The organism is Brevibacterium sp. HMSC24B04 (genome assembly GCF_001806835.1).
GTDB lineage: Bacteria > Actinomycetota > Actinomycetes > Actinomycetales > Brevibacteriaceae > Brevibacterium > Brevibacterium ravenspurgense.
Genome location: NZ_KV786121.1, coordinates 1 through 20,827, shown reverse-complemented (window position 1 = coordinate 20,827; position 20,827 = coordinate 1). Strand labels below are relative to the sequence as shown.

At 63.3% G+C, this 20,827-nt stretch carries 18 protein-coding genes; 7 read left to right on the top strand and 11 right to left on the bottom strand.

The genetic code is table 11. The features are described from left to right. Positions 1-1,359: glycine--tRNA ligase (locus tag HMPREF3092_RS10460; protein ID WP_070424848.1), on the bottom strand; the 1,359-nt coding region annotated here is incomplete at its 3' end. Between the two features lie 301 nt (positions 1,360-1,660). Between HMPREF3092_RS10460 and HMPREF3092_RS10455 the strand changes: the two genes are divergently transcribed. Further along, positions 1,661-3,433 (top strand): DEAD/DEAH box helicase, encoded by a 1,773-nt coding sequence (locus HMPREF3092_RS10455; RefSeq protein WP_070424847.1) that lies wholly within the window; start codon positions 1,661-1,663, stop codon positions 3,431-3,433. Between the two features lie 88 nt (positions 3,434-3,521). On the opposite strand, the gene HMPREF3092_RS10450 is transcribed toward HMPREF3092_RS10455, so the two are convergent. The 4 genes from HMPREF3092_RS10450 to HMPREF3092_RS10435 all read right to left on the bottom strand — a co-directional run bounded on the left by HMPREF3092_RS10450 (position 3,522) and on the right by HMPREF3092_RS10435 (position 8,109). Then, positions 3,522-4,304: an isoprenyl transferase gene (locus HMPREF3092_RS10450; RefSeq protein WP_070424846.1), complete on the bottom strand. Its 783-nt coding sequence runs from the start codon at positions 4,302-4,304 to the stop codon at positions 3,522-3,524. Between the two features lie 25 nt (positions 4,305-4,329). Next, on the bottom strand, positions 4,330-5,055 hold the full coding sequence (gene recO, locus HMPREF3092_RS10445) for a DNA repair protein RecO (RefSeq protein ID WP_070424845.1): 726 nt from the start codon (positions 5,053-5,055) through the stop codon (positions 4,330-4,332). A 72-nt stretch (positions 5,056-5,127) separates the two neighbouring features. Further along, a complete protein-coding gene (gene leuA / locus HMPREF3092_RS10440) occupies positions 5,128-6,888 on the bottom strand; it encodes a 2-isopropylmalate synthase (protein ID WP_019175216.1) in 1,761 nt (586 codons plus the stop codon). 171 nt (positions 6,889-7,059) lie between these two features. Continuing rightward, on the bottom strand, positions 7,060-8,109 hold the full coding sequence (locus HMPREF3092_RS10435) for a DUF6636 domain-containing protein (RefSeq protein ID WP_070424844.1): 1,050 nt from the start codon (positions 8,107-8,109) through the stop codon (positions 7,060-7,062). A gap of 113 nt (positions 8,110-8,222) precedes the next feature. Here HMPREF3092_RS10435 and HMPREF3092_RS10430 point away from each other — a divergent pair, with 113 nt between their 5' ends. Next, on the top strand, positions 8,223-9,029 hold the full coding sequence (locus HMPREF3092_RS10430) for a L,D-transpeptidase family protein (RefSeq protein WP_070424843.1): 807 nt from the start codon (positions 8,223-8,225) through the stop codon (positions 9,027-9,029). Between the two features lie 10 nt (positions 9,030-9,039). Continuing rightward, complete coding sequence (locus tag HMPREF3092_RS10425; protein ID WP_019175219.1) at positions 9,040-9,810, top strand: dihydrofolate reductase family protein; 771 nt, start codon at positions 9,040-9,042, stop codon at positions 9,808-9,810. Here the strand turns inward: HMPREF3092_RS10425 and HMPREF3092_RS10420 are convergent. Continuing rightward, complete coding sequence (locus HMPREF3092_RS10420; protein ID WP_070424842.1) at positions 9,754-10,983, bottom strand: alpha/beta hydrolase family protein; 1,230 nt, start codon at positions 10,981-10,983, stop codon at positions 9,754-9,756. The two genes, HMPREF3092_RS10425 and HMPREF3092_RS10420, sit on opposite strands and share 57 nt — an antisense overlap. A gap of 128 nt (positions 10,984-11,111) precedes the next feature. Between HMPREF3092_RS10420 and msrB the strand changes: the two genes are divergently transcribed. Further along, on the top strand, positions 11,112-11,513 hold the full coding sequence (gene msrB, locus HMPREF3092_RS10415) for a peptide-methionine (R)-S-oxide reductase MsrB (protein WP_019175221.1): 402 nt from the start codon (positions 11,112-11,114) through the stop codon (positions 11,511-11,513). A 138-nt stretch (positions 11,514-11,651) separates the two neighbouring features. Here the strand turns inward: msrB and hemQ are convergent, their stop codons facing one another. The 4 genes from hemQ to HMPREF3092_RS10395 form a co-directional block, all read right to left on the bottom strand. Next, positions 11,652-12,362, bottom strand: a complete 711-nt coding sequence (gene hemQ, locus HMPREF3092_RS10410; RefSeq protein WP_070424841.1) for a hydrogen peroxide-dependent heme synthase — start codon at positions 12,360-12,362, stop codon at positions 11,652-11,654. A gap of 2 nt (positions 12,363-12,364) precedes the next feature. Next, positions 12,365-13,780 carry a protoporphyrinogen oxidase gene (gene hemG / locus HMPREF3092_RS10405; RefSeq protein WP_070424840.1) on the bottom strand — a complete coding sequence of 472 codons (1,416 nt, stop codon included), beginning with the start codon at positions 13,778-13,780 and terminating at the stop codon, positions 12,365-12,367. Beyond that, the gene (gene hemE, locus HMPREF3092_RS10400) at positions 13,777-14,820 is read right to left on the bottom strand and encodes a uroporphyrinogen decarboxylase (protein ID WP_070424839.1); all 1,044 of its coding nucleotides are present in this window, start codon (positions 14,818-14,820) and stop codon (positions 13,777-13,779) included. Before hemE ends, hemG begins: the two co-directional genes overlap by 4 nt. Before the next feature lie 77 nt (positions 14,821-14,897). Continuing rightward, positions 14,898-15,383 (bottom strand): flavin reductase family protein, encoded by a 486-nt coding sequence (locus HMPREF3092_RS10395; protein ID WP_070424838.1) that lies wholly within the window; start codon positions 15,381-15,383, stop codon positions 14,898-14,900. Between the two features lie 103 nt (positions 15,384-15,486). Here HMPREF3092_RS10395 and HMPREF3092_RS10390 point away from each other — a divergent pair, with 103 nt between their 5' ends. Further along, positions 15,487-16,095, top strand: coding sequence for a DUF3000 domain-containing protein (locus HMPREF3092_RS10390; RefSeq protein ID WP_062020908.1), 609 nt, complete (start codon positions 15,487-15,489; stop codon positions 16,093-16,095). Then, entirely contained in the window at positions 16,092-17,324 is a 1,233-nt protein-coding gene (locus HMPREF3092_RS10385; protein ID WP_062020905.1) for an HRDC domain-containing protein, read from the top strand. The genes HMPREF3092_RS10390 and HMPREF3092_RS10385 overlap by 4 nt, the downstream gene beginning before the upstream one ends. 54 nt (positions 17,325-17,378) lie before the next feature. Here the strand turns inward: HMPREF3092_RS10385 and dxs are convergent, their stop codons facing one another. Continuing rightward, positions 17,379-19,310, bottom strand: a complete 1,932-nt coding sequence (gene dxs, locus HMPREF3092_RS10380; protein ID WP_062020902.1) for a 1-deoxy-D-xylulose-5-phosphate synthase — start codon at positions 19,308-19,310, stop codon at positions 17,379-17,381. Between the two features lie 138 nt (positions 19,311-19,448). On the opposite strand from dxs, the gene HMPREF3092_RS10375 reads away from it, so the two are divergent. After that, a complete protein-coding gene (locus HMPREF3092_RS10375) occupies positions 19,449-20,750 on the top strand; it encodes an MFS transporter (RefSeq protein ID WP_070424837.1) in 1,302 nt (433 codons plus the stop codon). Positions 20,751-20,827: the final 77 nt, after the last annotated feature.

The following is a 20,827-nucleotide window of genomic DNA, read 5'->3' as shown; positions in this document are numbered from 1 at the left end:
GGCCAGGTAGGACTCCACCTGGTCGAGCGCCACGCGCTCCTGGCTCATGTCATCGCGGTTGCGGATGGTGACCGCGTTGTCATCGAGCGAATCGAAGTCATAGGTAATGCAGAACGGCGTGCCGATTTCGTCATTGCGGCGGTAGCGGCGACCGATAGCACCAGCGTCGTCGAATTCGACGTTCCAGCGGCGACGCAGCTTGTCAGCCAGTTCGCGTGCCTGCGGGGACAGCTTTTCGTTGCGCGACAGTGGCAGAACAGCGGCCTTGACCGGTGCGAGCCTGGGGTCGAGCTTGAGCACGGTGCGCTTGTCTACCCCACCCTTGGCATTGGGAGCTTCGTCTTCGACGTAGGCATCAACGAGGAACGCCATGAGCGCACGCGTGAGGCCAAACGACGGTTCGATGACATACGGCGTGTAGCGCTCGCCGGTGGCCTGGTCGAAGTACTGCATCTTCTGGTTGGAGTGCTCCGTGTGACGGCCAAGGTCGTAATCGGTTCGGTTGGCCACACCCATGAGCTCGCCCCATTCACCGCCGGTGAAGCCGAAGCGGTACTCCAGGTCGATCGTGCCGTCGGAGTAGTGTGCGCGCTCCTCTGCCGGAACATCGAACTTGCGCATGTTGTCCGGGTTGATGCCAAGCTCCACAAACCAGTTCCAGCAGTCCTCAACCCAGTCGTCGAAGAACTTCTGCGCGTCATCCGGGTGGACGAAGAACTCAATCTCCATCTGCTCGAATTCGCGGGTGCGGAAAATGAAGTTGCCCGGTGTGATCTCGTTGCGGAACGCCTTGCCGATCTGTCCGATGCCGAACGGCGGCTTCTTGCGGGCGGCAGTCACAACATTGGCGAAGTTCACAAAGATGCCCTGCGCGGTTTCGGGACGCAGGTAGTGCAGGCCCTGGCCGTCATCAACAGCACCCAGGTAGGTCTTGACCAGACCGGAGAACATCTGCGGTTCCGTCCAGTTGCCCTCCTGACCCGTTTCTGGGTCGCGAATGTCAGCCAGACCGTTTTCAGGTTCCTTGCCGTGCTTGGCGATGTAGGCCTCGATGAGGTGGTCGGCACGGTAGCGCTTGTTGGTGTGCAGGGATTCCACGAGCGGGTCGACGAAGGTTTCGACATGGCCGGATGCTTCCCACACCTGGCGCGGCAGAATGATCGACGAGTCCAGGCCGACCATGTCGGCCCGGCCGCGCACAAAGGTCTGCCACCACTGCTGCTTGATGTTCTCCTTCAGCTCTACACCGAGCGGACCGTAGTCCCAAGCTGAACGTGAACCCCCGTAGATCTCTCCGGCCTGGAAGACGAAGCCTCGCCGCTTGGCCAGGGTGATGACGGAATCCAGAGTCGATGCCACAGATGCTCCTTGATGCGTTGTGCAGCCGGTTCGCTGCCGGTACGGGGTCGCTGCGATTGCGCAGCCTCCATAAGGTTACCGAACTCACGGTCTTTGGCGACCCGGCGGGCGCGGGTGTGGCTTAGACTTGAACGTGCACCTAAACCGTGTGCGCCGACAGGCTGCGCAGCATCTTCTGCGCGCTCGGCGCGCAAACTCTCTGGGCTTTCCGTGCGTTTATGAGTGCACACCGGCCTAGAACGGGCAGATCGCCAATTCAGTTCTCAGCGATCAAGCGTGCACACGCACAGAAACGAGTCCCATGGACAGCGCAGAAAACCACGCAGAAAACACCTCGGCAGAAAACGCGCAGCAAGACAGCCCGCAGTTCTCCGAATTCGACCTCCACCTCTCCGTTCTCGCCGCGATCTCCGATCTTGGCTTCGAGTCCCCTTCGCCCATTCAGGCGCAGACCATCCCGCTGCTGCTGGAAGGCCGTGACGTCATCGGCCTGGCGCAGACGGGAACCGGCAAGACCGCCGCGTTCGCCCTGCCGATGCTGACTCACCTGGCTGATGCCGGACGTGCCGACGACGGCCCGTTCGCGCTCATCCTCACCCCTACCCGGGAACTGGCCATCCAGGTGGCCGAAGCACTGACGAGCTTCGCCGCGAACCTGCCCGACTTCTCTGTTCTGCCGATCTACGGCGGACAGTCCTACACACCGCAGCTGTCGGGCCTTAAGCGCGGCGCTCAGGTTGTCGTCGGAACGCCCGGCCGTGTCATCGACCACCTCAAGCGCGGTTCGCTCAAACTGCAGAACCTGCGCCACATGGTGCTGGATGAAGCAGACGAAATGCTCAAGATGGGCTTCCAGGAAGACATCGAGGAGATCTTCGCCGCATCCGGCTCCGCCCGCCAGGTGGCGCTGTTCTCCGCGACCATGCCGTCGTCCATCCACCGGATCACCGGGCAGTACCTGGAAACCCCGGCAGAGGTCCGCATCAAGCAGGCCACCGCAACCGGTGCGAACATCCGCCAGCGCTTCCTGACGGTCATGCACTCCAACAAGCTCGACGCGCTGACCCGCATTCTCGAAGTCGAGGAAGCCGACGGCATCATCATGTTCGTCCGCACCAAGCAGGCAACAGAAGAACTGTCGGAAAAGCTGCGGGCCCGCGGCATGCGTGCCGCCGCCATCAACGGCGACATTCCCCAGCAGGCCCGCGAACGCACAGTCGAGGCGCTGCGCTCCGGTTCGATCGACATTCTGGTCGCCACCGACGTTGCTGCCCGCGGTCTTGACGTCGAGCGGATTTCGCTCGTGGTCAACTACGACATTCCGCTGGACACGGAGTCCTACGTCCACCGCATCGGCCGGACGGGCCGCGCCGGACGCACCGGTGAGGCGATCCTCTTCGTGACCCCGCGCGAACAGCGCATGCTGCGTTCAATTGAAAAGGCCACCCGCCAGAAGGTTGAGCCGCTGACCATGCCGACGGTCGACGAACTCGCAGATTCCCGCACCCAGAAGTTCAAGGAGCAGATCTCCGAGGCACTCGCCTCAACCGACCTGTCGGAGCTGCGTCCCGTCATCGACGCCTACGAACTCGAACACGATGTCCCAGCTGCCGACATCGCTGCGGCACTGGCGGCACTCGTGTTGGGCACCTCAACCCTGAAACCGGAACCGCTGCCCGAACCGAAGGCGCGCCCCGACCGCAATGAACGCGCCCGCACCACAGAGGGCTTGACCACCTACCGCATCGCAGTCGGCCGCAACGAGCGCGTCAACCCCGGTGCGATCGTCGGCGCCATCGCCAACGAGGGCGGCATCACGAACAAGCAGATCGGCCACATCAACATCCGATCAAACCACTCGCTGATCGACCTGCCGGAAGACCTCGACCCGGCGGTTCTCGACCGCCTGAAGAACACCAAGATTCAGGGCAAGCGCATCGACATCCGCGTTGATACCGGCCGCCCCGGCCGCCCGTTTAAGCGCAAAGACCGCAAAGCCGGCTCCGACCGTCCGTTCAAGCGCGGCGGCCGTGGTTTCCGCAATGACAAACGCGGCGGTGACCGCCGCCGCTGAGAGCGGAGTCCCGGCTGAACCGGTCAGCGTTCACGCTTAACAGCAAAGCGGGCCCGAGACCAGTTTCGGGCCCGCTTCTTCTGTCTTCTCAGCGCTTGCCGGCAACCTTGTCGACGGCTCCGCCGAAACGCCGGTCGCGGCTGGCATACTCTTCGATCGCCTTCCACAGCGTGGTCCGGTCGACATCCGGCCACAGGACGTCCTGGAAGACCAGTTCGGCATAGGCCGACTGCCACAGCAGGAAGTTCGAGGTGCGCTGCTCACCGGAAGAGCGCAGGAACAGATCGACATCGGGAAGGTCCGGTGCGTAGAGCCGTGCAGCCATTGACTTCGCGGTCACTTTGCCGGGCTTGAGCTTGCCCTGAGCGACCTCCCGCGTGATCTCGTTGACCGCATCGAGGATTTCAGCCCGCCCACCGTAGTTGACGCAGAACTGCAGGGTCATGCGGGTGTTGTTCTTCGTGCGCTCACGCGCAACCTCAAGTTCCTTGATGACCGAGCGCCACAGACGGCCTTCCCTGCCCGACCACACCATGCGCACACCCAGGGCATCGAGTTCATCAACCCTGCGTCGAATGACATCGCGGTTGAAGCCCATGAGGAAGCGCACCTCTTCAGGGGAGCGCTTCCAGTTCTCCGTCGAAAATGCGTAAGCCGACAGCACCTCGACGCCCATTTCCAGGCTGCCGTAGATGACCTCCATCAGCGAGGCCTCGCCGGCTTTGTGGCCTTCTGTGCGCGGCAGACCGCGCTCATTCGCCCACCGGCCGTTGCCGTCCATGACAACGGCGATGTGCTTTGGAACGAACTTCGACGGGATCGCCGGCGGCTGGGCGCCCTGCGGGTGCGGGGGAATCGGCTGATGCTTCACGCCGCCATTATGGCAGGACAGCCGTTCAGCGCTCCAACAGCGCCAGCGATTTCACACGCCTCTCCAAGTGCCACTGCACAAAAGCGGTCACCACTTTTGACGCCGCCTGCACGTCATAGTCGGCAACCGTGCCAGGCTCAGGCCAGTCTGCCGTGCTGATCCTGTGCAGGTATGCCAACGCATCGGGCCCGGGGAGGTGCTCCCCTCCCCGCCTGCATGCCCGGCATACGGCACCTCCTGCTTCAAGGGAGAACGCGCGGTGCGGACCGGGAGCCCCGCAGCGGGCACAGTCGATGAGACTCGGCGCCCACCCGGCCAGCGACATCGCCCGAATCAAATAGGCGTCAAGCGACGAACGCGCAGGATGTTCGCGCCGACACATAGAGCGCAGAGCGGCAACCAGCAGAAGAAACTGGTCTTCCGTGTGCGGATCGTCTTCCGTCAACCGCAGAGCGGTTTCTGCCATCACGGAACCCGCAGTGTAGTAGTCGTAGTCGGAGATGAGCCCTTGGGCGAAGGGCTCAATGAGCTCCACCTGAGTGACAACATCGAGGTTTCTGCCGCGGTTGGCCTGCAGGTCGATCATCATGAGCGGTTCCAAACGCGAACCGAAGCGGCTCGAGGTTCTGCGGACCCCCTTCGCAACGGCGCGGATTACTCCGCTGCGGCGCGTGAGGATCGTGACGATCCGGTCGGCTTCGCCGAGCTTATGGGTGCCCAGGACAACACCCGCGTCACGATATTTCCTCACCTGTCCATTGTCCCCCACACGCCACGAGGCGGTGCGTCGGCACCGCCTCGTGAGCTTGTCTCGTTCTTTGGGTCAGTCGTCGCTGTTGTCCCGCAGGTAGCGGTTGACAGCCGAGATGACGGCCTTGAGTGAAGCCTTCGCTATGTTCGGGTGCATGCCCGCACCCCACATGATCCGGTCGCCGATCATGACTTCAACGTAGGCGGCAGCCGCAACGTCGGCACCCGCACCAACAGCGTGTTCGGAGTAGTCCTGTACGCGCATGTCGAGGTCAAAGTTGTCGTTGAGGATGTTGACCAGGGCATTGAGCGGTCCGGTACCCAGCCCCTCGAATTCCCGTTCCTGACCGTCGATGCTGAGCGCCACCTCGACCTTTTCGGCGTGGCGGCCGGCCTCGTCATCGCCCAGCGATTCAGTGCGCAGCCCCTTGATGCGGAAGCGGCCCCACGCGTTGTCGGTCGGCAGGTATTCGTCGCTGAAGGCAGACCAGATGGCCTCTGCGGACAGTTCCCCGCCGCCGGCGGTGACGTTCTTGATGACCTTGGAGAACTCCACCTGCATGCGGCGCGGAAGATCCAGGCCGTACTCGGTCTTGAGCAGGTACGTGACCCCGCCCTTGCCCGACTGCGAATTGACGCGGATGATCGCTTCGTAGCTGCGGCCGAGGTCCTTCGGGTCGACCGGCAGGTACGGCATGTCCCATTCCATGAGGTCGATCGGGGTGCTCGTTTCACGCGCCCGACGCTCGCGTTCGGCAAAGGCCTTGTTGATGGCGTCCTGGTGGGAACCGGAGAACGAGGTGAACACGAGGTCACCGCCGTAGGGGTGGCGTTCATGCACGCCGATCTGGTTGCAGTGCTCAACCGTCTGGATGACCTCGTTGATGTCGGAGAAGTCCAGTTCCGGGTCAACGCCCTGCGTGTACAGGTTCATGGCAACCGTCACGAGGTCGAGGTTGCCGGTGCGCTCACCGTTGCCGAACAGGCACCCTTCGATGCGGTCGGCACCGGCCATGAGTCCCAGCTCTGCCGCTGCGACGCCCGTGCCGCGGTCGTTGTGCGGGTGCAGAGACACCGCAACCTGATCGCGGTACGGAATGTGGCGGCAGAACCATTCGATCTGATCGGCGTAGGCGTTCGGGGTGCCGCGCTCAACAGTGGCCGGCAGATTGACGACAGTGTCGCGGCCCTCTTCCGGCTGCCACATGTCGAGCACTCCCGCGACGACATCAAGAGCGAAATCGGGTTCCGTGTCGACGAAGATCTCCGGCGAGTACTGGTAACCGAAGTCGGTGTTCGGCAGGACGGATTCGGCTGCCTTCATGACGGCCTGGGTTCCGCGCAGCGCGATGTCCTTCGTCTGTGCGCGACCGTCGCCGTCAAAGCCGAAGACGACCGAGCGGAACACCGGAGCCGTCGCGTTGTACATGTGTATGGTGGCCTTGTCCGCGCCGATGAGCGATTCGGCGGTGCGCTCGATGAGGTCTTCGCGCGCCTGGGTCAGAACCGAGATGCGCACATCATCCGGGATCATGTCCTTTTCGATGATGTGGCGCACGAAGTCGAAATCCGGCTGGCTGGCCGAGGGGAATCCGACTTCGATTTCCTTGAAGCCGATCTTCACCAGCAGTTCGAACATCTTGATTTTGCGTTCGACCGTCATGGGGTCGATGAGCGCCTGGTTTCCGTCGCGCAGGTCGGTCGACAGCCAGCGCGGTGCGCGGGTCAGACGCTGGTCAGGCCACGTGCGGTCGGACATGTCAAGGTCAATGCGATCGAAGAACGACTTGTACTTCGTGAACGGCATGGGGCTTGGCTTCTGCAGATTCGTCATGTGATCTCCTTGGGTGGTCTTCAGGCGACCGAACAGCACTGACTCCGCGACGAGGGTCGGCCTTGTTCAGGACTCGCCGCGGCAGCTAAGGAGAAGCAGACGCATACTGTGACCCTACTCTCGCCCCGTTGAGTCTCGAATTATTGTCTTAGCGTTTGAGACAGGCCCGTGTCAGTCGAACTTGAACTCTGCCTTGCGCACGTGGAAGCTGCCGCCCGGTCCCTTGCAGCGCACACCGTCTTTCTGCGATGAGCACTCAAAACCGTGGGCCTTGATGGTTTTGCCGTAGCCCAGTTCTTCCGGGCTTGGACCTTCGCCGACGTTCTTGCACGAAAAGCCGGAAGCCTTCTTGGTCACTTCCGCAACGCTTCCCCACTCAACATCGTCAGAGCAGTTCTCCGGTTTGTCACCGGGCGAATAGTCGAAGCTGTAGACGGTGCAGCGTGCACGGTCCTTGTAGATGACACACGAAATATTGCCCGACGGCGTGATGAACGCCTTCGCATCCGAAGCATCGAAGGTCGGGGTGCTTTCGGCTGGTTCACTCTCCTCGGGTTCAGCTTCAGACGACGCGCCGCCCACCTCCGGCGGCGCAGTTGTTTCGATGTGGTCTTCCGATGACCGCATGTCAAAGAAGATGTACAGGCCCGCGCCGACGAGGAAAAGCGCCAATACGGTGGTGAAGGTGACAGCGGCCCACGGAAGATTCGACTTTTTCTTCTTGGGCTCTTCTTGCTGCTGTGCGCCCTCGTGAGAAGCCTGGGGCGGTGCGACTGCTGCGTAGCCGGCCGCCGCGTGGCCTGCGTATCCTGCCTGCGGACTGAACTGTCCAGGCGCCTGGGGCGCACCGTGGTGCGCCTGCGCAGCACCGACGGTCGGGGCCGTCGGGGGCACGGCAGGAGGCGGAAAGGCATCGACGTCCGACTGTGCGCGGATGGCTGGCCGCTCTGGAGGAACCGGTGGGGCTGCCGGCGTGGGAGCGCCGGCCCGAGGAGGTGCTGCCGGCGGAGGAGGCGGAGTGAACCGTTCGCCCTCGGACGAGCGCTGCCGACCGATTTCGCTGATTTCGTCCAAGCTCATCTGGCGAGTCGAATCGCCATCGACCTCGCTGTCGAAGATCTCTCGGTGCAGGCTCCCGGCCCCAGAGCTGTTCTCAGATGAAAAGCCTGGGCTGCCGTTGGACGGTGTGCCGTTGGAACCGGCGTCGGACGGTTTGCTCATGCGGTGCAGTCTAGCCGACACTGCCGTACGGCAGGCCTTCGGCAGAACCGCGCACCTACCGCAGACACGCCCGGTCCACCGTCTTGCGCGTTCGGAATGAGATACTGGGCTGCATGGAAAACGCGCGATCGAACTCGCCATCCGCGAAGCCGTGGTGGATTCTCCCAGCGGCCGGCGTTCTTGCCGGTGCGCTTGCACTGGCTGTGGCAGCCGCCAACCAGTCGACCCCGGCAATTGCCGAAGACGAGCAGCTCACCGCGCCCACCCTGCGCACACCCGGCGATTTTTCCGCACCCGTTCTGCACATCCGCGGCGGTGACAGCAGCGAAGTCCACACCTCAATCCCCCAGCTGGGCCCCAAAACGGCCGCCCAGATTCCCCAGGACACCCAACAGGTGATCGTGTCTTCAAGTCCGAAGAACAAAGACACCGCCGTCACGACAACCCTGTATGAGCGAACTGATGGCGGCTGGCAGCAGAAGCTGTCGTTTACCGGACACAACGGCGAAGCCGGGTGGAAGGAAAAGCGCAAAGAGGGCGACATGTCGACCCCGGCGGGAGTCTTCACGCTCACTGATGCCGGCGGCTACCTGCCCGACCCGGGCACGAAGATGCCCTACACACAGGACAAAAGCCTGCGCGGCAGCGCTCAAGCCGTCTACGGAGACGACTACACGCAGGTCTACGACTACGTCCTCGCAATCGACTACAACCGCAAAACGGGGGTTCCGCCCACCGACCGCACACGCCCGCAGGGCAAAGCCCCCGGCGGCGGCATCTGGCTGCACGTCGACCACGGAAACAGCACCCACGGCTGCGTGACCGTCGACCGCGAAGACATGGGGACCATCCTCAAGGCGCTCGACCCCGACAAGAACCCCATGATCGCCATGGGCAGCGCTGACTTCCTCGCACGTTAAGAGTCTGTTCGTGGCCGCCTCACAGCACTTGCAGCAGATCTTCCCCTCGCCTGTCGACCTCGCACCCGACCCGCAAGAAGAAGTCCTGACCGAACTCTACGATTCGACCGCGATTCCATCGGATCGCCCACGCGTACAGTCGAACATGGTGCAAAGCCTCGACGGCAAGATCGCAGGCGCGGACGGACTGTCAGGAACCATCTCCAGCCCCTCGGACAAGCGCGTCTTCGCCGTCCTGCGTTCCCTGGCCGATGTTGTCATCGTCGGTGCGTCCACTGTCCGTGAAGAGGGCTACACGCGTCTGCCCGCCCGCCAGCGCTTTGCTGAAGCCCGGCAGGCCCGCGGCCAGGAGCCGGCCCCTGTGCTGGCGATCATCACCGGCTCAGGGAACCTCGACGTCGAACACCTGACGTCTGCCGGCAGCGGCCGCATCATCGTCTTCACAACAGCCGAAGACGACGAGGTTCTGCAGCGCCTGCGCAGCAGTCTCGATGAAGTCATCCGCGTTGACACTGCTGACCCGCACACAGTGCTGAAGGCGCTGGCCCAGCGCGGATTCAAGCGCGCCCTGTGTGAAGGGGGCCCGTCCCTGCTGGGCGCATGGGCAGCCGCGGGCGCCATTGATGAAATGTGCGTGACCACCAGTCCGCTGCTGGTGGGCGGCGATGGGCCGGGCATCCTCGGTCAGGTCGAACTGGACGGCCCCGCCGACCTGCGCCTGTTGTCAGCCGTCGAAGGCGACAGCACCCTCATGCTGCGTCTGGGTTTCCAGACTGCGTAGGAAACGCGCCACGTCGTCTTCCCATGCGAGCCGATCCACATTCCATTCCTTTGTGTGCAGCGCCTTTGTGTAGCGCGGCATTGTCACGAGGTCCCGACGGAAGCCGGCGAGCGCACGCGACGGCCCCACCGGCACGAACTCGTCATCTTCGGAGTGGATGAGCAGTGTGGGCAGTCTCAGGTCGGCCGCTCGCTTAACCCAGTCCATGCGGTCAAGATCCAGGGGCGTTTCCAGGCCGGTGAGTCTGCGCGCCCACGGCTGAGTGATCATCTGCAGCGTCAGCCTGGCAATCGGGGTGGGCAGCAGGTTGAGCCTGGCCTGGTGGTCCAGAACGTCATACCAGTCGACAACCGGACCGTCGAGCACCATGGCGACGATGCTGTCGGCGTGACGACCACGGGATGCGGTCTGGAACGCAATTGCGGCACCCATCGACCATCCGAACAGCACGATCCTGCGCGCCCCGTTGGCCAGGGCGAAGTCAATTGCACGGTCAACGTCAAGCCATTCGGTATCCCCCAGGCCGTAGGTCTGGTGGCGTTCAGCTTCCGGGTCATTGCGATAGGACATGGCGATTGACGGGATCCCCACCCGGTCAAGAACGGCAGCCGCACGCAGCGTTTCCCGGCGAGTTCCGCCTCGGCCGTGGATCAGGATGGCCCACGTGTCCGACGGCTGTGCCGCGGTGGTCGGCAGGAACCACGATGGCAGCGCCCCAACGTCAGAGCTGATGACGATGTTTTCACACGGAAGGTCGAGGTCTTCTGGCCCCAAGTGGACGGTTCCCGTCCACCGACCCACGGAAGCGTGACGGATGTCCCCGCGCAGCACTGTGTCGACCTTCCGGCTGACGGTTGCGGAAACGGGGTCGTATTCAATGAGATCGCCGATGCGGGCGAAGCCTTCGTCGGTGCCGTTGCCGAAGTACAGGCCGTATGTTCCGGGAACCAGAGTGTCCGGCGTTGCTTCCAGGTGGATGATCATGTCGTCGTCGAAACCCTCGACGTGTAGGATCCGCACATCGTTTTTGGCTTTTCCGGGTGTGACGACTTTCCGTGCGAAGTAGACGGCAAGCCCGGAAGAGGCAATCGAGACAAGAGCACCGATCCCGATGCCGATGCCGAGCCCCGCTGCCAGGGCTCGTGCTGTCTTGGACTGGATAGGCTGTGCCACCTGGTTACCTCCTGCAGAACAGTTTAGGGTCGGCTGACGCCGGTGTGCCAACGTGGCCGGAATTCTTCGCACCGAACACAGTTTTCTACAGTTGAGTCATCACCGGCGCACAAAGAACAGGAGCTGACATGGCTGACGCAGCAAACAGAACAGAACAGGAATGGCAGGAGATTCTCTCCCCGGAGGAGTTCGCTGTGCTTCGCCAGGGTGGAACGGAACGGCCGTTCACCGGTGAGTACGACGGGGTGTTCCGCGAAGGCCGCTATCTGTGCCGGGCGTGTGGGGCGGAGCTGTTCACCTCGGAAACGAAGTTTGATGCCCAGTGCGGCTGGCCGGCGTTCTATGCACCGCTGGCTGAAGACCGCGTGCGCTACATCCGCGACGAATCAATGGGAATGGTCCGCACCGAGGTGCGGTGTGCCGCCTGCGACAGCCACCTGGGCCACGTCTTCTACGGTGAGGGCTTTCCGACCCCGACCGATGCGCGGTACTGCATCAACTCCATCTGTCTGGAACTCGTGGAGGACTGACGAGGCGGAGCTCACCTGGTTCTGGCTGGCCTCCGGTGCTGGGGCCGGGTTGGGCTGTGGGAATGACTGTGGCCGCCGGAGTATCCGGCGGCCACAGTCATTCTGTCAGCGCTTGGCGCTGCTTGGGGTCAACGGGGATCAGCGCCAGTCGGCGATGATGTCAGCCAGTTCGCGGCGCGGTCCCGTGTAGAACGGGATTTCTTCGCGCACGTGCAGGCGAGCCTCGGTGGCGCGCAGGTCGCGCATCATGTCGACCAGACGGTGCAGCTGGTCGGCTTCGAAGCCCAGCAGGAATTCGTAGTCGCCCAGAGCGAACGACGACACCGTGTGCGCTTTGATGTCCTTGTAGCCCGCAGCTGCCATACCGTGGTCGCGCAGCATCTTCGAACGGTCTTCGGCTTTGAGGATGTACCAGTCGTAGCTGCGCACGAACGGGTACACGCACAGGTAGTCCAGCGGTGTTTCGTCCGTCATGAACGCTGGGATGTGACGGCGGTTGAACTCTGCGGGGCGGTGCAGACCGACAACCGACCACACGGGTTCGAGGATCGCGCCGAGTGTTGAGCGGCGAACAATCGAGTAAGCCTTCTGGAGGGTTTCGACCTTCGGTGCGATCCACCAGAACATGATGTCGGCGTCAGCGCGCAGTGCCGAAACGTCGTAGGTTCCGCGGACGGTCAGGCCTTCCGCTTTGAGTTCGTCCAGCTGCTCAAGGACCTCACCGGCAAGCTGCTGGCGGTCACCCTCGGGGAGGTCACCGCTGGCGGCGAAGACGGAATAGCCGAGGTAGCGGATTTCGTCGTTGGCCCGGTCGATCTGTTCCTGTGAGGGTTCTTGGTATTCGCGCATTATCAGCCTTTCTCGCTCATGCGATGGATTTCGTTCTGCGCTCGGGATATGCACGCCGGCAGTCCTACACCTTCGTACACGTTTCCGACCAGCGCCAGGCCGGGGATCTCAGATGTCGCGCGGTCGATGTCCGCCACGCGGTCAAAGTGTCCCGGGGTGAATTGCGGCAGACTGTCCTGCCACCGCTGGACTTCGAGGTGCACAGCAGTGTCGTTCCTGCCGGTGATGTCGAGCCAGTCCGCCCACGCGCGGCTGGCAAGTTCGTCATCGTCCAACTGCTCCCACACATCGGGGGCATCGCCGAAGCGGCCCACACTCATGCGCACAACCGCACGGCCTTCAGGCAGGACGTCGTCCAGCCACGGCCATTTGTTTGACGCGTAGGTGGAGGCCTTGATGAAGCGGTCTTCCGTAGGCGGGATGAGGAATCCACTGCCGTTTAGGGGCTCAACCAGGTCGATGACCGCCGTGATGACAGCCGAACTGGCGTAGGGAACCTCCGCCAGCAGCTGCGCGGCCCGAGGTGCCTCTGCGCGCAGAATCTCAGCTGCCGCGTAAGCGGGCACGGCAATGATGAGATCGTCGGCACGCACCTGCTCGCCACCGGCGAACACCACCTGCCAGCCGTCGTCTGCTCTGTTCGCGGACACAGCCTGCGCACCCGTATTGATCTGCCCGCCACGACTGCGCACATCGTCGGCAAGTGCCGTGATCAGAACGCTGATCCCGCCGCGCAGAGTCATGAACACGGGCGGTGCGGACTTCTTCTGGGTGCCGGGAACATTCGCTCCCGAGGTGGCGGTGCGGGCGGCAAGCGCGTCCCTGACGGTCTCAAGCACTGAGGTGCCCTCGCGGTGTGCCTGCAGCAGCGCCGGCACGGTCGCCTGCATCGACAGGTCGCGGCAGCGACCCGAATACACGCCGCCGATGAGCGGGTCGAGCACTTTGTCGACAACCGCATCACCCAGGCGGGAGGCAATGAAATCGCCGACCGACACATCGTCAGCACCGGCGGGGGTCAGCTGTTCGGCTTCAGCTCTGGCGATCTCATCGGCGCTCAGGATTCCATCAAGCGCGCGGGGATCCCCCGGCACGCCCATGAGGGTGCCTTTGGGCATAGCCTGCATCCGACCGCCCACAAACAGCTGCGAAGAGTGCTCGCGGGAGGGATAGACGGCTTCCAGGCCGAGGGCCTCGGCAAGGCCCCGGGTTTCCGGCCGCACATAGAGGCTCGCCTCGGCACCGACGTCTGCCGACTCAACAGCCCCGCCCAGTGTCGAGGACTTCAGCAGACCGCCCAAGCGGTCAGACGCCTCGTACACCGTGACAGAACTGCCCGGCGAGTACTGCAGATACTCATAGGCGGCGGTCAGGCCGGAGATCCCGGCCCCAATGACGACAGCGCGGCGTCCGGTCATGCCTTTTCAGCCAGAACCTGTTCCGAGATCCTGTGGACTTCCCGAACAACCCGGCCCGGCACCTCGGGATCGGTGTTCGGCAGCACGCCGTGACCCAGGTTGAACACAAAGCCGGGAGCTTCGAGCCCCTTGCGGACAATCGACTCGATCCGCTCCTGCAGAGCCTCCCACGGAGCGAACAGCATCGCGGGATCCAGGTTGCCCTGCACAGCCTGATGCGGCTGGATTCGCTTAATGCCCTCGGCCAGGTCAACCCGGAAGTCGACGCCGACGGCGGTCGAACCGGCCTCCGACATAGCGGTCAGCAGCTCGCCGGTCTGCACACCGAAGTGAATGCTGGGAACATCCAGATCAGAAAGGCCGGAGAAAAGACGCTGCGTGTGCGGCAGAACATAACGACGGTAGTCCTCCTCACACAGGTAGCCCGCCCAGGAGTCGAACACCTGGAAAGCGCTCGCGCCGGCCTCAACCTGCGTGCGGATGAACAGCTCCGACATGACGTCGAGCTTGCTCAGCAGACGGTCGAACAGTTCAGGAGCGCCGACCATCATGGCCTTCGTCTTTTCGTGATTCTTCGACGGACCGCCCTCAATGAGGTAGCTGGCCAGCGTAAACGGTGCGCCGGCAAAGCCGATGAGCGGAGTGTCTTCGGGAAGCTGCTCAACAATTCCGCGCACCGATTCGACAATGTCGGGAATGTCATCCGGAGTCAGCTCTGGCAGGGCGTCAATGTCCTCAGCCCGACGGATGGGCTGATCCATGACCGGCCCAACACCGGGTTTGATCTCCACGCCAACACCAGCCGCCTGCAGCGGAACGACGATGTCGGAAAAGAAGATCGCAGCGTCAACGCCGTGACGGCGGACCGGCTGCATCGTGATTTCGGTGACCATGTCTGGGCGGCGGCACGACTCCAGCATCGAGGTGCCCTCACGCAGTTTGAGGTACTCCGGCAGAGACCTGCCTGCCTGCCGCATAAACCAGATGGGTGTGCGCGATACAGGACGGCCGGTTGCCGCCCGCTCGAAAGTTGTAGCCATGCCCCTATCGTCTCAGATGCTGAGCCCATCCGGGACACCGGTCACGGTCATACCGCGAAGGTGTGACCGGCACCTCGTCACAGGAGTTTGCCGAGGTCGTGGAAGCGGCGTTGGTGATAGACCATGGGAATGCCCTGTGGCCTGCGCACGATGTCTTCCACTTCTCCCACGACCACCGTCGATTCCCCAACCGGCAGCCTGCCGTAGTGGGAACACACAAACACGGAGTGCGCGTCATCGAGCACCGGGACCCCATCATCCATATACGTCCAGTTCTGGCGGGCCGAAAAGCGCTCCCCGCCGGGCATGGCGAACTGAACGGCAAGCTCCGAATGCCCCGCGTGGAGCATGTTGACGGCAAAGCGCGGAGCGTCGAGAACATGACCGGCCGCTCCCCTGGCCTTCGTGACGGAGAACAGGAGCGAAGGCGGGTCGAGCGACACGCTGGCCACCGAGGAGGCCGTCAGCCCGAACGGACCGTCACCGCTGTCTGCGGTGATGATGCACACCCCGGCCGGGTGATCGGCAAAAGCGCTTTTGAAGTCTTCCGGTTCAACAGTCACTGCGTACTCCTTCCGACGGTTCAAGGCACTTCGACCCCCGAGTATTCCATCCGCCCGGCGTGGGAGCTTCGCCTGCCTCGCCGCGCTGTCTACCGTTGAGGGCGTGGTCCAGCCTGTTCCCATCAACCGCACGCCCAAGGCCTTCGCGACACTCGCCGAGGCCCTCCGGGCCGTGCAGTCGACCCCGCAGGTGAGGATCGAAGAAATCGCCGCACCCGGCCGGCTAGCACCGTGGGCCGTCGCTTTCTCCGCCCAGGTCACAGCCGAGGGCACGTTCCTCGAAGACGACGCCGTTGACGACCTCGCGACCGGCCGAATCGTCGTCCTCTACGACCCGGCAGCACCGGAAGAATGGCAGGGGCCGTTCAGGATCGTGTCCTATATCCGTGCGGAACTCGAAGACGAACTGGCCGCCGAGCCGATGCTCGGCCACGTTGCGTGGACGTGGCTGACAGACGCCCTGGACGGGCGCGACTGCGATGTGACCGCCGTCGGCGGCACAACCACGAAAGTCATATCCGAAAGCTTCGGAACCCTCGCGCAGCGGCCGACGACCGTCGACCTTGAACTGCGTGCATCGTGGACCCCAGTGCTTGAGGATCCCGCAGACATTTCCGAACACGTTGAAGCGTGGGTCGAGCTCATCATGACCGTGGCGGGCCTTCCACCCATGCCCGAAGGAGTCAGTCCCTTCCCGGGACGCAGGCGATGAGCTCATCTGACGTCGACCCCAACCTTCCACTCCTCGACGAACCCGCCGGCGGCGTGCCGGAGGTCATCAGCACCCCGAAAGCGCTCGCCGACGCGGTTGCTGCTTTGGAGGCCGGAACTGGCCCCGTAGCCGTCGATGCCGAACGTGCCTCGGGCATCCGCTACGGCAGCCGCGCCTTCCTCATTCAGCTCAAGCGCGCAGGAACGGGGATCCTCCTGCTGGACCCGGAAGCCTTTGACAGTCTCGAACCGGTTGGCCGCGCAATGCAGGATGCCGAATGGATTCTGCACGCTTCGAGCCAAGACCTGCCCTGTCTGGCTGAAGCCGGCATGGTTCCCACCCGCGTCTTCGACACCGAAATCGCCGCTCGTCTGCTGAACGAACCGAAATTCGGACTGGCTTCACTCATCGGCGCCCACCTGGGAGTTCGCCTGGCAAAGGAGCACTCCTACGTCGACTGGTCTCAGCGTCCACTCCCCCACGACTGGCTGGCCTACGCCGCTCTTGACGTCGAACTGCTCATTGAACTGCGCGACATTCTCGAACAGAAGCTGCGTGAAGCCGACAAGTGGGAAATCGCTCAGCAGGAGTTCGCACACGCTGCACTGTTCACCCCGAAGGTGTACCCGGAGCCCTGGCGGCGCGTGCACGGTCTGGGTGCAATCAAGAATCGCCGCGGTCTGGGGCGTGTGCGCGCCATGTGGGCGGTGCGCGACGATATCGCCGAAGAGCGCGATGTCGCTCCCGGACGCATCATCGCGGACCGAGCTATGGTGCAAGCAGCGGGAACACAGCTGAGATCTTCCAAAGAGCTGCTGCGACTTCCCGGTCGAGGCCGCCCGACACCCGCGGATGCCCGTGAGCTCTTCAGCGCCGTGCAGGCCTGTAACCGCCTGCCAGAAGACATGATGCCCACGGTGCGCGATCCGCAGAAGTCAACACCGCGGCTGACCAGGCAACAGCGGGACGCGGCAAAGGACATCCTGACGCACATGAAGAGTGCCGTGAACGCGCGGGCTGAAGAGCTCGATGTGCCGCACGACCTTCTCATCACTCCGGCTTTGGTGCGGGAACTGGCATCGCGGGCTGCCCTTGGCGGCGACCACCCGGCCGATGTCGATGCTGTCGAAGACTTCTTGCGGGAGCGCGGTGCGCGCGAATGGCAGATTGCCGAGGCTGCACCGCTGCTGTGCCGGGTGATCGATCAGCATCGCGGCGTACGCGCCTGAGTGCCGGCCGGCTGCAGGCTGCAGTCTCCTGCCCCTGCTGGTCAGCCGGCTGAGTCAGCGAGCTTCGCGCAGGTGACGCTCAGCACCGGGAAGCATGCGCAGAATGTCGTCGACCATGTCCGAAACATCCATGCCGGCATAGGACAGGACTTCTTCGCGCGTTCCCTGCGGCAGAAATTCATCCGGCACGCCGAGTTCGACAACGCCCGTGCGCGAACGGTCTTCGCGCAGCTCCTGACGGATCTGCGACCCGATGCCGCCGATCTTGATGCCGTCTTCGATCACAGCGACGAGGCTGAACTCAGCGCCGCGTTCGATGACGGACTGCGGGACCGGCAGCACCCACCGGGGGTCGACGACCATGGCGCCGATGCCGCGGGAAGCGAGTTCGTCACGCACAGCCAGGGCTCGGTCGGCAAGAGCCCCAACCGACACGATGAGAACGTCTTCACTGCAGTCCTCAGGCACGTCGGCCAACACGTCAACGCCGTCTTCTGTGCGGCGCAGCGCTTCGAATTCACGGCCGACTTTGCCGCGGGAGAAACGCACGACCGTCGGGGCGTCTTCCACTTCGACGGCTTCGCGCAGTTCTTCAACCAGTCGTGTGGCGTCACGCGGGGCTGCCAGCTGCAGTCCTGGGACGATCCGCAGCATCGCCATGTCCCACACGCCGTGGTGGCTTGCTCCGTCCGGGCCTGTCACGCCGGCGCGGTCGAGGACGAAAGTCACACCCTGTTTGTGGAGTGCAACGTCCATGAGCACCTGGTCGAAGGCGCGGTTGAGGAAGGTTGCGTACAGGCAGACCACGGGGTGCAGTCCCCCGAAGGACAGACCGGCGGCCGAGGCCACTGCATGCTGTTCGGCAATGCCGACGTCGAAAACGCGGTCGGGGAATTCGTCTGCGAATTCTTTCAGTCCAACCGGCTGCAGCATGGCGGCGGTGATTGCCACGATGTCGTCGCGCTTGCGCGCGATCTCAACGATTTCCTTGCCGAACACCTCGGTCCACGAGGTGCCGACTGTCGGCTTGGCCTTGCCCGTTGAAGGGTCAATGACGCCGACGGCGTGGAACTGGTCCGCGTCGTCGTTATACGCCGGAGCGTAGCCGTGACCCTTCTGGGTGAGCGCGTGCACGATGACGGGACCGGCATCGTACTGTTTGGCCAGAGTCAGCGCCCGCTGGAGGGCTTCGAGGTCATGCCCGTCCACCGGGCCGATGTACTTGATCCCCAGTTCGTCGAACATGCCGGCCTGCGGTGACGGCGTCGTCACCATGTCTTTCAGACCCTTTTTCATACCGTGCATGGCCGAATAGGCGTAGCGGCCGGGGATCCCGCCCTCCTGCAGGCGTTCCTTGCCCCAGGACAGGATCTTTTCGTAGCTCGACGAAGTGCGCAGGGAATCGAGGTGCGTTGCGAAGCCGCCGACGGTCGGCGCGTAGGAGCGGCCGTTGTCGTTGACGACGATGACCATTTTGCGCGGTGGGGTCGATTCGTCCGCTGCGATTGTATTGAGCGCTTCCCACGCCAGACCGCCCGTCAGTGCACCATCGCCGACGACGGTGACGACGTGGCGGTCGTTCTTACCGCGCAGCTGATTCGCCTTGGCGATGCCGTCAGCCCATGACAGCGCAGCCGAAGCGTGCGAGTTCTCGATGACGTCGTGCGGGCTTTCTTCCCGCGAGGGGTAGCCGGACATGCCGCCCCACTGGCGCAGCGTGTCGAAGCCGGCGAGTCTGCCGGTGAGGAGTTTGTGGACGTAGGACTGGTGGCCTACATCGAACAGCACGGTGTCACGCGGGGACTTGAACACGCGGTGAATCGCCATGGTCAGTTCGACAACGCCGAGGTTGGGACCCAGATGTCCGCCGACGGCTGAGACTTTCGAAATCAGTTCGTCGCGGATCTCTTTGGCCAGAACGTCACATTCTGCGTCGCTGAGTTCCCGCAGGTCATCAGGGCCTCTCAGCCCCTCAAGAAAAGTCACCGCGTGGTCCTCCAGTGCGTGTAGGTGTCAGCAGTCCAGTCTAACCGCCTACAGAAAAATGACAGAAACTGACCGTCAGCACCTTTCAATGGGCGTAGTCTGGCTCACATCAAAAAACCCGATTCGAAGTAGGTGCCCGTGAGCACACCACCAACATCAGCAACAGCACGTCCGCATACAAACGCCAAAACCATCATCGGCACGAGCGTTGGAAACGCGCTCGAATGGTACGACTGGAACGTCTACGCCAGCTTCGCCGTATACCTGTCCAGCCAGCTGTTCAACAGCGACAACCCGCAGTCAGCGTTCCTGGAGACTATGGCGGTCTTCGCCGTCGGCTTCGTCGCCCGGCCATTCGGCGGTGTTGTCTTCGGCTGGATCGGCGACCGAATCGGCCGCAAACACGCACTCACCCTGTCAGTCGTCGCCGCATCCGGCGGCTCACTGCTCATCGCGATCTGCCCAACCTATGAATCGGTGGGTTGGCTGTCCTCAGCACTGCTCCTTGTGGCCCGGCTCATTCAGGGGCTCGCCCACGGCGGTGAGCTCCCAGCCGCACAGACCTACCTTGCCGAACAGGCACCTCGTGAGCACAGGGGCCTGTACTCCTCCAGCATCTACGTGTCCGGCACCTGCGGCCAGCTTATCGGCCTGGCTCTCGGCCTGACCCTGCAGGCAACACTGTCACCGGAGGCCATGAGCGCATGGGGGTGGCGAATCCCGTTCGCCCTGGGCGCCGTGCTCGGACTTGTGGCGCTGTGGATCCGTCGCCACATGGAAGAATCCGAAATCTTCGAAGAGCAGCGCAGGAAAGCACAGGAACAGCCCAAACCAGAGCTGTCAAAGAACGTCTTCATCGAAGTGTTCAAGAACTGGCCCATCGGCCTGCGTGTCATCGGCATGACCGCCGGTCTGACGGTTTCGTACTACATCTGGTCAGTCACCATCGCATCTATTTCGCACAAGTCGTTCGGCTTCACGGAACAGCAGGGCTTCGTTGCCGGCCTGATCGGCAATATCGTCTTCTGCTTCGCACTTCCGGTATGGGGCTGGGTGTCTGACAAGTGGGGCCGCAAACCCACTATGCTCATCGGCCTGGGCGGAAGTGCGCTTCTGTACTTCCCCGCCATCGGCATCATCGCCACCGGATCGTTCCCGCTGCTGGTCGCAGCAGTGTGCACGCAGCTGATCCTGCTGGCGGGATTCCTTTCGCACGCCCCGGCCACCTACGCCGAAATGTTCCCCACCGCCCAGCGCACCGCGGGCTTCGGCATCCCCTACGCCGTGGCCATTGCAGCGTTCGGCGGTACCGCCGGCATGGTTCTCGCCGCCGTTGGCAACCCCTGGATCTTCGCCGGATACTCGGTGTTCCTGCTGATCGTCTCGTGCATCACGATTTCCACCATGAAGGAAACCGCAGGCTCAGACCTCAGCCACTGACGGCAGCGCCGCAGCCCCTGCGGGGCTGAGCTTCCCCATATGACGAGGCGCCGATGATGACGAAGTAGGCGCTGTTC